Origin of the sequence: Streptosporangium sp. NPDC001559, assembly GCF_042893955.1 — a bacterium.
Lineage (GTDB): Bacteria > Actinomycetota > Actinomycetes > Streptosporangiales > Streptosporangiaceae > Streptosporangium.
In genome coordinates this window covers 770639-784327 of the sequence record NZ_JBIAVG010000001.1, presented here as the reverse complement: position 1 = coordinate 784327, position 13689 = coordinate 770639, and the positions used below count along the sequence as shown (strand labels likewise).

Sequence of the window (13689 nt, the reverse complement as noted above, 5' to 3'; positions counted from 1 at the left end):
CGTCGCGGGTCATCGCCGGATCACCGTCGGATCACCGCCGTGTTCTCGGACGGACCGTGTTGGCGAGGTCGATCAGCGCGTTGTGCCGCCGGGCGTCGTCCGCCTGCTGGGCGAGCCTGCGCAGGGACTCCTCAAGGAGCGCGCGCTGGGCCGCCTCACCGACCGGGTCGGCCAGGACCGGCGGGCCGTACCCGCGAGGCGCCCCGACCGGCTGCCGCCCCCCGCCCTCCAGCACCCACTCAAGCGCGACCTCCTGCAGCGCGGCCCGCAGCCGGGCGCGGGCGTCGCCGTCCCGGTCGCCGCCGTCCAGATAGAGGTCGGGCAGCCGGTCGACCACCTCGCCCAGGTCCGCGGCCGTCGGCAGGCGCACGCCCCCGCCCGGTCCGCCGGGCAGCCGTCCCGCGTGGATCCGCACCGCGGCGATCCTGGCCGCGTCGAAGTGCCGCGAGACGCGGGGCACCTGGTCGAGGATCCGTACGGCCTCGCCCCTGGCGCCCTCGGCCAGATGGATGCGGGCCAGCCCGAAGGCCGCGCTCACCTGGGAGCGGTCACGGCGCCACACCGCCCGATAGAGCCGCGCGGCCCGGTCCGGCTCCCCCAGGTGCTCGGCGCAGAAGCCCAGGGCCAGCTTGGGCGCGTCCTCCCCGGGCAGCGCCGTGTAGACGGCGTCGAACCTCTCCAGCGCCAGGTCGGCCCGCCCCTCGGCGAGGGCGAGGAGCCCGTGGTGCCAGGCCGTCCGCCAGTCGTACGGCGCGGCCGCGCCGAGGATTGTCCCGGCCCTCTCCAGGCACCGCCCGGCCTCGTCGATCTCGGCCAGTTCCAGGTGGGCCCGGCACATGAGCAGGTACGCCTCGGCCGACTCCCGCCGCAGGGCGCCGAGGGTGTCGACGAGCCGCCGGGGGTCGTCGACGCTCACGTTCGCCAGGTGGCCCGCCTCGGGGTCGTCGGGGTTCACCCTGGGCGTGGGCAGCCGGACGGCGCCCACGGAGGGCGCGGGCCTGCCGGGGTCCAGCGACGCCGTACGGCCCGCGGGCCCGGTCCAGTGGTCGAGCGGCGGCACCGCCCCGAGCCCGGCGTCGAGCAGCGCGGCCGTCGGGGTGAAGACCGTGGACGGCTCGGGACGGGGGAGGCCGTCACGCAGGGAGAGGATCTCCCGCAGCACGCCGCGCAGTTGCTCGGCCATCTCCGCCGCCGAGGCGAAACGTTCGGGGAACGGGGCGGTCGCGCGGCGCAGCAGCCGCAGGAACGACTCGGCGCCGGGGACGTCCTCGGCCCGCCAGCCTTCGGGGAGCAGGGACTCCAGGGTGCGGCCGACCGTGTGGAGGTCGGACCGTACGGTCAGCCAGTGCTCGTCGATCTCCTCCTGGGAGACCTGGAAGTCACGGGTGTGGACGAGGGGGGAGGTCCTGTCGCCGATCCAGCGGGCCGCGCCGAGGTCGATCAGCTTGACCCGGTCCCCGGTGTGCAGGACGTTGTCGGGCTTCATGTCGCAGTACAGCAGGCCACGGCGCCCCGAGCCCGCGTCGGCGAAGCCGTGGAGGTACTCGAAGGCCGAAAGGATGCCCAGGCCGTAGGAGATCACCTGCTCGACGGGCAGGTCACCGGTGGCGGCGACCTCGTGCAGGGACCGCCCGTCCACGTACTCCATGACGATGTAGTCGGTCTCGGTTTTCGAGCGCGGGTCGGGATGGGTGACGAAGTTGAGGATGCGGACGATGTTGGGGTGGTGCAGGACGGTGAGGATCTGCCGTTCCCGTACGGCCACCCGCCTGGCGTGCTCGTCGCCGTCGCCGATCAGCCCCTTGAGGGCGACGTGCAGCTCCAACCCGGTGTCCCAGGCGAGGTAGACCCAGCCGAGACCGCCGTGGGCCAGGCAGCCGAGCACCCGGTAGCGGTCGACCATCTCACCGGGCAGCAGCTTCGGCCTGAAGGAGTACGGGGTACGGCAGAGCGAGCAGACCCCCTCGAAGAGCGGCGGCTGTCCGAGGTAGCCGCCTCCGACGACCCCCGCGCAGCCGGGGCGCGCGCAGGGCCGTCCGTGCTCGGGTGGGCGGGGGGCGGGGTCGACACGGCTGAGCGGATCGGTCGCGGGGAGCACGGGCAGCGGGACCGTACCGGAGGTGCCGTGGGACCTGGCCGGTTCCTCAGCGACCCCAATGGCCCCAGCGGTCCCAGCGGTCCCAGCGGCCCCAGCGGCCCCAGCGGCCTCAACGGACGGCGGGTCGTTCCTGTGCCCCCGGGCGTCGCAGTAGCCGGTCTCGTCGACGACCCCCGTGCAGCCGGGGCGCGCGCAGGGGGTCATCCGCCCCCGCCCGCCCGGCCGGTCGCGCGCAGGCGTCTGACGGCCGTCTCGTAGTTCCTGACCAGGGCGTTCGCCCGGTCGACGTCGCAGGGTCGCCGGTCCCACAGCAGTTCGTGGGCCTCGTCGTAGAGGCGGCCGAGCTCGATGTCCTCGGCCAGGCCCGCGCCGGCCGCCAGGGCCTTGCCGGTCTCCAACCGGCCGCGCAGCTCGTCCCTGCGGCCCAGGGCCTTCCGCAGGCTCCGGCCGTACTCCTCGATCCGCGCCGCCGCGCGGCCCTCGCGGCGCAGGAGTTCCTGGAGCTCGCGGGCGGTCCAGCGTTCCTCGGGCGCCGAGTCCGGATGTCGCAGCAGGCGGAGCCGGAACGCGGCGACGAGGTCGGGCGGGTCGGGCACGCCCGCGACGCGCGGGGCGACCTCCCGCCAGTGTTCGACGGCGCGTCGCTCCGCGACCCCGAGCTTGGCGACCATGTCGGTCAGCTCGCCGAGAAGCCGCAGGACGTGCGCACGCTCGGCGCGGGCCGCCTCCGACTCAAGGGACCGCGCCTGGTCGAGGGCCGGGGAGGCGTCACGCCCGAACACCAGCAGCAGCCGTGACCGCTGCTCGGCGAGCGGCCGCAGCAGGGTCTCCACGAGGGAGACCGGGTCGTCGGCCTCGTCGATGCCGTACACGACGATGGTCATGGACGGGACGCCGTCACGCACCCGCCCGGTCGCGGCGCCGGGAGGGCCGGGGATGCCGAGCCGGTCGAGGATGCGCAGGGAGATCGCCTCCACGGTCTTCCCCGAGGCGTCGACGGCCAGGTCGAGGCTGGCGGCGGGGGAGACGGTCCCCGGGGGCGCGGAGACCAGCACCCCGTCGGGCGGGCGGTGTTCCCGGTCGGAGGAGACGATGACGCTGCGCAGCGTCCGAGACTGCCCCGGGCCGCCGCCGGTGATCACGCGTACGGTGCTCGGCGCGCGCAGCCAGTCGGTCATCCGCTGGGCGAGCGCGACGTCGGGGACCAGCGGGTCGTAGTCGACGGCCGTCTCCGGGTCGACCGCGCCCGGCCCGTGCACCCACCGTCTGGTCCGCGGCAGATAACGCGCGACGGTCTCCACCGGGATCATGTAGGCGAGGTTCGCCGGGCCGCCTCTGCGCCCGCCGACGACCACGCCCATCACGTGGTCGTTGAGCTCGTTGAGGACGGCCGCGCCGCTGAACCCCTGCCGGGGCTCGCCGGGACGCCAGTCGTTGAGCTGCACCCACTCGCCGCGCGGGCCGCAACTGCCCGCCAGCCGCATGGAGGCCCACAGGCCGTCGGGGTGGTCGTGGGGGAAGCCGAGCGCGTGGACCTGGGTCCCCAGCGGGGTCGCCTGCCTGCGCAGGGAGGCGCCGCAGCCCTCCGGCTGGTCCTCGGCGAGCCTGAGCAGGGCGAGGTCGCCCTCGCCCGCCTTCCCCTCGGGAATCCAGTGGTCCGGTTCGACCCGGCCGGTGGTCGTCGCCCCGGGGCGGGTGGTGAACTCGACGACGACCTCGGTCTCCGGCGGGGCCTGCCCGTCACCGGCGACGTGGGCGCAGGTCAGCACGTGCCGGGTGCCGACGAGCATGCCGGCACCCAGAATCCGGCCGGTTCCGGCGTCCCTGATGCGCGCGTGCCAGGGGAAGGGGACACCGGCGGTTTCGGTCGGGCGCACTCTGATCAACTCCAGGCGGCCGGTGGGGGTCGGCCCCCGTCTCTCGAATGATGATCGGAAAGGCGGATCGACCGGGGTCTCCGCCTCTGTCTCGCTTTGGGGCGACGGTAATGCACCGTGTGCAATTCGTAAAGGAATGCGGGTCAGGCTGCCGGGCGTTTTTCCGTCGTTCTTATCGGCTGGCCGGATATGGCGATATGTATGGTGCCGTACGAGGGTCTGTCGCCCTTCTTGTGGTGGTTTGTCGGCCCACATCCGACGGGAGGAGCGGTGTTCTCCATGGTCCTGCGGATCGTGGGGCCTTTCACGTGGAAGACGGTTCCCCGGGTGTCGTGTGAAATTCTCCGCCCCCGTATTCGGGGCGCGCAAGCCCTTGGGACGGGGTCGGCAAAGGCCGGGCCAAGCGCGGAACGCCGTCTTGAACAGGCCACTACGTTATTTTCACAACGTTGCCCGTTGAATGGCCGGTGGCGCTGGAATGCGATCCATACGGGCAATTTCCCGAAAGGCCCAAGTACGTATGCCGTTGATAAGAATGCCCAGCCGTACCATCAGGGTCGCCGCCGGTGTGGTGATCGCGGTCACGGCGCTGTCCTACAGCGCGGGAGACTTCGACCCCCGCCTGCCGATGGCCCTTTCCGCCGGGCTCGCAGCCGGGACGGGCTGTCTGGCGTTCGCCGTCGGGCGCTCCCTGACACGCGCGCTGCGGCGGGGTGAGGCCAAGGTCGGCCGGATGTGCGGGGAGCTGAACCGCGTCGGGCGCAGGATCGGCTCCCTTGAGAGGAAGGGCGAGGCGCGGCACGCCGAGTGTCTGCACTCCCTCACCAGGACCGACCGGCTGGTCGAGGACGGCTTCGAGCGGGTCGGCGGGCAGTACCGCTCCCTGGAACGGGAGATCGGCCGCTCGTACACGCAGGTCGAGGCCTTCACCGACCTGCGGTCGCTCATCACCCCCCGCGCTCCGCTTCCCCCGCTCAGGGGCTGGGCCGCCTCCCCCGACGTGCTGCGGATGATGACCGGATGGATCCTCAGGACCAGGCCGAAGACCATCGTCGAGTGCGGCAGCGGGTCGTCGAGCGTGTGGCTCGGCTACGTCGCCGAACGCACCGGGGCGAAGGTCGTCGCGCTCGAACACGAGTCGCGCTACGCCGAGGCCAGCCGCGACCTGGTCCGCGCCCACGGCCTCTCCGACGTCGTCGAGATCCGTGACGCGCCCCTGCTGCCCTGGATGGAGGCGATGGAGACCTACCTGTGGTACGACCGGGAGGCGCTCGTCGGCATCGAGGACGTCGGCCTCGTCTTCGTGGACGGGCCACCCGGCGCCACCGGGCCCGCCGCGCGCTACCCCGCGCTTCCGCTGCTGCTGCCCCGCTGCTCCGAGCAGGTCGCGTTCTTCCTCGACGACGCGGCCAGGGCGGACGACAAGGTGGTCAGCGACCGCTGGGCGCTGCGCTTCCCCGAGGTGGCCCGCACCACGCACCCGGCGGAGAAGGGCCTGGACGTCTTCGTCAGGGGCGGCGTGTGAACCGCGAGGTGCTCGGCTGTCACATCGGGTTCGAGGAGAGCCCCGCCGTACTGGCGAGACTGCGCGACGGGACGGACGCGACCTGGACGGACCTGGACGCCGTCCCCGCCGACCATGTGATCGCCGAGGAGAGCGAGAGGTTCCTGCTGCTCGCCAGGACCCCCGCCGACCTGCGCAGGGCCGTGCCGTACGGGGGGATGCTGCCGCGGGTGCGGACGCTGACGGTCATGGTCGCCGAGACGCCGCCGTGGCGGGTTCCTCCGGTGCCCGTCCCCGACGGGGCCGCGTTCTGGCGCGCGCTGCGCGAGGTCCACGTGAGCGGCGGGCGGCCGCCCGCCTGGGCGTGGCGCGTCGAGGTGAGTTTCGGCAGGGCCGTACCGGCGGGGGAGGTGCTGCGCGCCGTGACCAGGGGGCTGGGCGGCACGGCCCGCGAGAGGCTGCACGGCCCGGTGGTCGCCCTGGCGGGGACGGGGACGGCCCACTGGCGCCCCGGGGACCCCAACGTCACCCCGGCACCCCTGTCCGGCCCCGTCCCCGTCCGGCGGGACGCCCCGGGCGGGGACCTCTGCCTCCGCGCCTCCTCCTCCGGGACACCGGACTGGCTGGGGGAGGGGCCGGTCCCGATCGACCGGCGGGAACCCGCCCGCCGTTCCGCCTCCCGGCTCGTCCCCGCCCGCCCGGCGCTCCTCGCCCAGGCCAACCTCGTCCCCGGCCCCCTCGCGCCCGTCCCGGACCTGGGACCGGACCTGGGACCGGACCTGGGGTCCGACCCTGGTCCTGACCTGGGCCTCGGGCAGGGCCTTGAGCCGGGCCTCGGGCCGGGCGTGAGAGGGCCGGGTCCCGCCACGGTCCTCGGCCCTCTCACGCCCGACCTGCTCGCGCCGATCGACGAGCGCTCCGTCTGCCCCATCGGGTTCCTGCCGGCCGCGGACGGGCCCGTGGCCGAACTGACCGGACGCTCGGGGGCCTACGAGATCGCCGCCGGGGACGTCGTGGTGCGCGTCCCGCCGTCCGGCGCCCTCACCGACACCGACATCGCCCGGCTGCGCGGCCTCGCGGGCGTCACCGTCGATCTCACAGCCGACCTCGCCGCCGACCTCACGGTGGATTCCACCGGAGACCTCATCGGGGGCCTCACCGGGAGTGCCGCGGAAGCCCTCGGCCTCGCCCGTACGGTCTGCGGGCTGGCCGCCGCGGGTGTCCCCGTCGTCGCCACCCCCACCGGGGCCTGGCGCGACCTGCTCGGCGTCGAACTGGCCTGCCTGCTGGACGGCTTCACCGTCTCCCGGCTGACCGACGCCCTGGACCGTGAGCAGTACAGCGTCAGGCTGCGGCGCCTCGCGCTCGACCTGCACGGCGTCGAGGGCAGGTGGCGCGCGCTCGCCGCCGCGAGAGGCCTGCGCGTCCCCGGGCCGAGGACGGTCTCGGTGCTGCTGTGCACGCGGCGCCCCGACATGGTGGCCTTCGCCCTGCGGCAGGCGGGCAGGCAACGCGGCCCCGAGGTCGAGGTCGTCCTGACCCTGCACGGCTTCCGGGCCGACCACCCGGACGTCGCGGCGGCCGTCGCCGCCCACAAGGGGGCGATCACCGTGATCGAGGCCGACGCGCGCATGGTCTTCGGGGAGGCGCTCAACCAGGCCGCGGAGCGGGCCTCGGGCGCCTGGCTGACGAAGATGGACGACGACGACTGGTACGGCCCCGGCCACCTGTCGGACCTGCTGCTCGCCCAGCGGTACTCCGGCGCCGACCTGGTCGGGTCCGCGCCCGAGTTCGTCTACCTGGAACGGATCGGCGTCACCGTACGCCGTGACATGGCCACCGAGCTGTACACCGGCGTCGTGGCCGGTGGAACCATGCTGCTGTCCCGTGCGGCCTTCGACAACGCCGGAGGCTTCCGCCCGATCCCGCGCACCGTGGACGGCCAGCTGCTGCAGTCGGTCACCGCGGCCGGAGGCAGGGTCTACCGCACCCACGGCCTCAACTACATCCTCCGGCGCCGGGAGGCCTCGGGCCACACCTGGCAGGAGCCGATCAACGCCTTCCTGCGGTCGTTCAGGCGGCAGTGGAGGGGATTCCACGCCAACCCCCTGATGGAAATGGAAGGGCTCTCCGCGACCGGAGAGCGCGACAAGGCATAGATGAAGGGGCCCATGAACATGCACGACTCGCGCGCCCGTCCGGTGCGGGGGGCGCAGCCGCTGATCCGGCTCAACGACTTCGGCGCCGTGACACCCCCCGTGCTGGGAGCGTGGACGCCGAGCCGTACGGTCAGCGTCGTCGTCCCCGTCCACCGAAGCCGTACTCTGCCGCTGACCCTGGCGAGCCTGGCCGCGCAGAGCTATCCGAGCCACCTGATGGAGGTCGTCGTCGTGGACGACGGCGCCGAACCTCCGCTGCCGCTGCCCGAGATCGTCCCGGAACGCACCCGCCTCGTGCGCAGCCGTCCCGGCGGGTGGGGGCGCGCCTGGGCCTGCCAGAGCGGGGCCGACGTGGCCGAGGGCGAGGTCATCCACTGGCTCGACGCCGACATGGTCCTCTTCCGCGAACAGGTCGAGGCGCAGATGCGCTGGCACCACCTGGCCGACTACCTCACCGTGCTCGGCACGTTCAAGATGGTCGCTACCTGGGACCCGGGCCTCACCCCGGCCGAGGTGCACGCCGCGGTGAGCGCGGGCACCACGGAGAAACTGTTCGAGGACGCCTCCCCGGAGGACGCCGACGGCGCAGGGAGCGCAGGGGACGCAGGGAACACGGAGAGCAACGTCACCGACACCTGGACCAGCGAGTACATCGAGCGGACCGCCGGACTCCGGGAGGCGCGCTTCGAGGCCTTCAAGGTGCACGTCGGCGCCAGCGCGTCCCTGCCCGCCTCTCTGCTGCGCCGCGCCGGAGGGATGGACACCTCCCTGGTCCTGGCCGAGGACACCGAACTCGGCTACCGCCTCGCGCAGGCCGGCGCCGTCTTCGTCGCCGACCGGGAGTCCCGCAGCCGCCACCTGGGCGCCTCCACGGTGATGCGCAGGGAGCAGGAGGTCAAACGGCACAACTGGGTCTTCCTCGCCAACCGGGTGCCGACCTTCAGGTGGCTGCGCAAACCCCCGGTCAGGCAGTGGGCGGTGCCGTACGTCGAGGTCGTGGTCGAGGTGGGGGAGGCCTCCTACGAGCAGGTCCGCGCCACGGTCGACGGGTTCCTGCGCGGCGCGGTCGCCGACGTCAGGATCGCGATCGCCGGGCCGTGGTCCGCCCTGCGGGACGGGCGCCGCGCACCCCTGGACGACCCGACCGTCGACCTGCGGCTCGTCCACGAGCTCTACACGCACGAGAGGCGTGTCGAACTCGTGGAGAGCGTGGCGGAGAGCGCCTTCCCCGCCCCCTTCAGATTCGTCTGCCCGCCGGGCTGGGTGGCCGCCGCCGACTGCCTGACCCGTCTCGTACGGCTGGCCGACGACAACGGCTACGGACTGGTCTCGCTGGCGCTGGCCGAACGGAGTGACGCGGGAGCGGACGGGGTGGTGGCCGCCAGGCTCGAAAGGACCGCCGCCTTCGGCCGCGCCGGACTGCTCGCCGAGCGGGGCGGCGGCCCCGAACTGGAGGACCTCGTCGAGGCCACCTTCGGCACGCAGTGGCTCGACGGGGAGACCTGGGGCCTGCTGCCGATGGACCGGGCCGAGGAGAAGAAGCCCGCCAAGGCCTCAACCAAAGCCTCCACCAAGGCTTCAACCAAGGCCAAACGGCGCAAGCGGAAGACGACCCGGCTGCGGGCCGTACTCGCCCGCACCCCCGCCCGGGGGCTGTACCGCTTCCTCAGCAGGGCCGCCAGGAAGGCGCTGACCGTCGCGGGCGTCCGCCGCAGCAGGCACTCCCGCTCCCGTGGCGGGAGCCGTCCGGGATGAGAACCGGGCAGACGACATTCAACCGGGCAGGCCGGGGTGCCGGGTCCCGTCCACTCCAGCCATGGGAGTCCACACCATGCCAGCTCTGAGTGTGATCGTTCCGATCTACGACGTGGAGCCGTACCTCGCGGCCTGCCTGGAATCACTCGCCTGCCAGACCTGGCGGGACATCGAGGTCGTCATGGTCGACGACGGGTCCCCCGACGCGGGCGCGGAGATCGCCGCGCGGTTCGCCGAACGGGACGGGCGCTTTCTGCTGGTCCGCCAGGCGAACGCCGGGCTCGGCGCGGCGCGCAACGCGGGCCTGCGAGCCGCCTCGGGGGAACTGTTCGCCTTCGTCGACAGCGACGACATGCTTCCGCCGTACGCGCTGGAGACCATGGCGGTCACCCTCGCCGAGAGTGGTTCCGACCTCGTCACGGGCAACGTGCACCGGTTCAACGGCCGGGGCGCCTGGCAGTCGAACATGCACCGCGACGCCTTCGCCGAACGCCTCACCCGCACCCACGTCACCCGTGCGCAGACCCTGCTGCGGGACCGCCTGGTCACCAACAAGCTGTGGCGGCGCTCGTTCTGGGAGAAGCACGGGCTGCGCTTCCCCGAGGGCGTGCTCTACGAGGACACCTCGGTCGCCCTGCCCGCCCACTTCCTCGCCGAGGCCGTGGACGTGCTCGCCCGCCCGATCTACCTGTGGCGGGAGCGGGACGGCGACTCCCTGTCCATCACCCAGGATCGCGCGCACGTCAGGGGCGTCGAGGACCGCTTCGCCTCGGTGCGCGCCGTACGGGACTTCCTGCTCACCACCGGGCGCGCCAGGCACGTGCCCGCCTGGGACCTGACCGTCCTCGACGGCGACCTGCCGGTCTTCCTGCCCGCGCTGGAACGGGGCGGGGAGGACTTCCGGCGGCGCTTCCTCGACCTGGCGCGCGAGTATCTCGACGACGCGGGGCCGAAGGTCTTCGCGCGGCTGCCCGCGCAGAAACGGGCCCGCTGGCGCCTCGTCCGCGAACGCCGCATGTCCGAACTGATCGAGCTCCTCGAATGGGAGCGTACGGCCCCGCCGGACGCCAAGGCCGTCAGGCGTCTCGGTCGCCACCACCTCGCCGCCCCCGTGCAGCTTCCCTCCAGGGTGACCCGGCTGCGCGGCGAACTCGAACCCCGCCAACGGATCGACGACGTCCGCTGGGAGGCCGGCAGGCTCCACGTGCACGGCCGGGTGACGCTGAGGTACCTCAGCCCGCGCGAACGCAGGCACCAGCACGTGTTCGCCTGGTTCGTCAGGCGGGACACGGGCCGTGGCGTCAGGGTCCCCGTCTCCGTCTTCCCCGCCGACTCGCTGGTCTCCCGCGAGGAACAGGACTGGTGCGGCTTCAGCCTCTCCGTCGACGCGGACGAACTGACCGCCGGGACGGACTGGCACGTCGACCTGTGGATCGTGCACCGCGGCATGCTCAGGCGGGACCGGCTGCGCAGGCACGGCCCGGTCGAGACGCCGATCGACCACCACGAGTCACGCCCGGGAGTACGGCTGTGGCCCCACTGGACGGAGTCCGGGGAGTTCCGCGTCCGCGTCGAACGCGACCGGCTCGTGGTCACCGGATGCTCCTTCGACGACGACCGGCTGCTGCTGGCCGGCCACGTCGCCGACGACCCGGGTCCCAACCCCGTGCTGCTGGTCTCCCGCGCCGGAGGCGGGGCCGTGCACCGCTTCCCCGTCGACGTCATGGGTGAACGCTTCCTGTCCATGGTCGAACTGGGTGAACTGCTGGCCTCCCGGCTGCCCGCGCTGCCCGCCTCGAGCCCGGAGGCCACGCTTCTCGACGTGCGGGCCGAGTGGCGGATCGAGGTCGAGGGGGCGGGCGCGGGCTCCGTCGCCGCCGACCCCGTGGCCGGGAGCCGCCACAGCCACGCGGGACGCGACCTCACCGTGGGCCCCTCCCTCTCCGGGGCCCTCGTCCTGCGTGAGCACGCCCACGCCTACCACGTCCTGCGGGCCGAGTGGACGCAGGACGGCGACCTGGAACTGACCGGGACCGCCGCCGGGACGGAATCCGCCCAACTGGTCGTGACCTCGCGCAGCCGCTTCGACGAACACACCTTCCCGCTGCGCGTGTCCTGCGGGCGCTTCACCGTCACGATCACCCCGGGCGAGGTCGCCACCCTCGCCGGACGGCTTCCCCTGCCCACCGGCGCGTACCGCCTGGCCGTACGGGCGGGCGGGCGTGAGCGGCGGCTCCTGTCACGTCTCGGCGGGCCGGTCACCCACACCGGGGCCTGGCGCGAGGTGACCTTCGACACCGGCGGGGACGGCGTGCCCACCCTCACGGTGGGCGGCGACCTGCGCGGCGAGGGGCAGGGCGCCAGGGACAGAAGGGTGCTGCGCGACCGGTTCCACGTCAGGCTGCGGGAGGAGGAGCCGCTGCGTGAGGCCGTCCTCTTCGACAGCCGCGCGGGCAGGGGCTTCTGCGGCGACCCCAGGGCGATCTACGAGGAACTGCGGCGCCGGGGGACCGCCCTTGAGTTCCTCTGGCATGTCAAGGACCGTCAGGTGACGCTGCCGGAGACGGTCACACAGGTCGCGACCTCGACCCGCGAGCACTTCGAGGCGCTGGCGACCTGCAGGTACGTCGTCACCGACGGAGCTCTGCCCAGGTGGTTCCGGCGAAGACCGGGACAGGTGGTCGTGCAGACCTGGCCCGGGGCCACCCCCAAGCGGGTCGGCTTCGGCATCGACAGGGGACCGCTGGCCGCGCCGATCCACATGGAACGGCTGGCCAAGGAGGTCGGGCAGTGGACCCACCTGGTCACGCAGGGGCCGTGGAGCACCCGGGTCCTGCGTGAGGCCTTCCGCTTCGAGGGGGAGGTGCTGGAGATCGGCAGCCCCCGCGACGACGCCCTGGCCCGCCCAGGCTCCGCTGTTCCCGGCTCCGTCGCCCCCGGTTCCGCGGCGCTCGATCCCGGGGCGCCTGCGGGACCCCTGACCTCCGGTTCCGCGGCCTCCGGTGCCTCGGGTGCTTCAGGTCCCACGGCCTCCGGTCCCGCCGCCCTCGGAGCCGTCGCGGCCGTCAGGGGACGGCTCGGCCTGCCCGAAGGCAAGAAGGTCGTGCTCTACGCGCCTACCTGGCGCGACGACAGGTACCACGGCAAGGGCCGTTCCCGTTTCGACCTGCGTCTCGACCTGTACCGTCTGTGGCGCGCCCTCGGCGACGACCATGTGATCATGGTGCGCAGGCACCCCAACACCTTCGACCGGATTCCCCGGGCCGGGACGGGGTTCGTCCTGGACGTCACGGCCTATCCCGACATCCGGGACCTCTACCTGGTCGCCGACGTGCTCGTCACCGACTACTCCTCGGCGATGTTCGACTTCGCGATCACCGGACGGCCCATCCTGCTGTACACCTACGACCTTGAGCACTACCGGGACGAGGTGCGCGGCTTCTCCTTCGACCTGGAGTCCCTGGCCCCCGGGCCGCTGCTGCGCACGACGCGGGAGGTGGCGGCGGCCGTACGCGACCTCGACGGGGTGCGGGCCGAGTACGGCGAGCGCTACCGCGCCTTCGTGACGGACCTACGGCCTCCGGCCGACGGCGGAGCCACCGCCAGACTCGTGGACGGCCTCTTCGGCCACCGCCCGGAGATCGACATCCCCCGCCAAACCCGCAAGGCCATCCACGAACGTCCCTCGTGACGGCTCAGGGCGGGCGGGCTCCCGGCGATGTGAAGAGTCGGCAGGAGGGGGAAAAATCACCAGATGACCGATCCCACAGCCCCGACCACGTCGACCACCTGGGTCGAGCCGGAGGTCTACTACGCCGGGCTCGCCACCGTGCACGTCGCCGCCGGTGCCCTCATCACCGACGAGAACGGGCATGTCCTGCTGGTCAAGCCCAACTACCAGCCCTACTGGCTGATCCCCGGCGGGATGGCCGAGGAGGGCGAGCCCCCGGAGGACGCCTGTGTCCGCGAGCTCGACGAGGAACTCGGGGTCTCCATCCGGCTCGGCCGGCTCCTGACCGTGGACTGGGCGCCGCCGTACGGGCATCGCACACGGCCCCTCGTCCACCTGTTGTTCGACGGCGGAACGCTGAAGGACACCCCCATCCGCCTGCAGACCGCCGAACTCGACGACCACGCCTTCGTACCCGTGGACAAGGCCGTCACGATGCTGTCCTCCGCCACGGCGGCCCGGATCCCCGCGGCGTTCGCCGCCCGCGAGCGGCGCACCACCGTCTACCGGCCCACCGGCATCCGAACAGGCTGAAAGCCCCCGAGGTTCGAGGGCTTTCAGCGACG

At 73.1% G+C, this 13689-nt stretch carries 7 protein-coding genes; 5 read left to right on the top strand and 2 right to left on the bottom strand.

The features are described 5' to 3' along the window. Nucleotides 1-31: 31 nt before the first annotated feature. The gene (locus tag ACFYY8_RS03460) at nucleotides 32-2302 is read right to left on the bottom strand and encodes a tetratricopeptide repeat protein (RefSeq protein WP_390036710.1); all 2271 of its coding nucleotides are present in this window, start codon (nucleotides 2300-2302) and stop codon (nucleotides 32-34) included. Beyond that, the gene (locus tag ACFYY8_RS03455) at nucleotides 2299-3975 is read right to left on the bottom strand and encodes a trypsin-like peptidase domain-containing protein (RefSeq protein ID WP_390036708.1); all 1677 of its coding nucleotides are present in this window, start codon (nucleotides 3973-3975) and stop codon (nucleotides 2299-2301) included. The genes ACFYY8_RS03460 and ACFYY8_RS03455 overlap by 4 nt, the downstream gene beginning before the upstream one ends. A 535-nt stretch (nucleotides 3976-4510) precedes the next feature. Here ACFYY8_RS03455 and ACFYY8_RS03450 point away from each other — a divergent pair. The 5 genes from ACFYY8_RS03450 to ACFYY8_RS03430 all read left to right on the top strand — a co-directional run bounded on the left by ACFYY8_RS03450 (nucleotide 4511) and on the right by ACFYY8_RS03430 (nucleotide 13657). After that, nucleotides 4511-5500 (top strand): class I SAM-dependent methyltransferase, encoded by a 990-nt coding sequence (locus ACFYY8_RS03450; RefSeq protein ID WP_390036706.1) that lies wholly within the window; start codon nucleotides 4511-4513, stop codon nucleotides 5498-5500. Continuing rightward, entirely contained in the window at nucleotides 5497-7638 is a 2142-nt protein-coding gene (locus tag ACFYY8_RS03445; RefSeq protein ID WP_390036704.1) for a glycosyltransferase, read from the top strand. Before ACFYY8_RS03450 ends, ACFYY8_RS03445 begins: the two co-directional genes overlap by 4 nt. Nucleotides 7639-7656: 18 nt before the next feature. Further along, nucleotides 7657-9393, top strand: a complete 1737-nt coding sequence (locus ACFYY8_RS03440) for a glycosyltransferase family 2 protein (RefSeq protein ID WP_390036702.1) — start codon at nucleotides 7657-7659, stop codon at nucleotides 9391-9393. A gap of 76 nt (nucleotides 9394-9469) precedes the next feature. After that, entirely contained in the window at nucleotides 9470-13084 is a 3615-nt protein-coding gene (locus tag ACFYY8_RS03435) for a CDP-glycerol glycerophosphotransferase family protein (protein WP_390036700.1), read from the top strand. Between the two features lie 63 nt (nucleotides 13085-13147). Then, complete coding sequence (locus ACFYY8_RS03430; protein ID WP_390036698.1) at nucleotides 13148-13657, top strand: NUDIX domain-containing protein; 510 nt, start codon at nucleotides 13148-13150, stop codon at nucleotides 13655-13657. Nucleotides 13658-13689 lie beyond the last annotated feature (32 nt).

Excerpts from the sequence above, each read along its gene's own strand:
- ACFYY8_RS03440 (WP_390036702.1), top strand. The coding sequence starts at position 7,657 with ATGCACGACTCGCGCGCCCGTCCGGTGCGGGGGGCGCAGCCGCTGATC.
- ACFYY8_RS03435 (WP_390036700.1), top strand. The coding sequence starts at position 9,470 with ATGCCAGCTCTGAGTGTGATCGTTCCGATCTACGACGTGGAGCCGTAC.
- ACFYY8_RS03460 (WP_390036710.1), bottom strand. The coding sequence starts at position 2,302 with ATGACCCCCTGCGCGCGCCCCGGCTGCACGGGGGTCGTCGACGAGACC.
- ACFYY8_RS03450 (WP_390036706.1), top strand. The coding sequence starts at position 4,511 with ATGCCCAGCCGTACCATCAGGGTCGCCGCCGGTGTGGTGATCGCGGTC.
- ACFYY8_RS03430 (WP_390036698.1), top strand. The coding sequence starts at position 13,148 with ATGACCGATCCCACAGCCCCGACCACGTCGACCACCTGGGTCGAGCCG.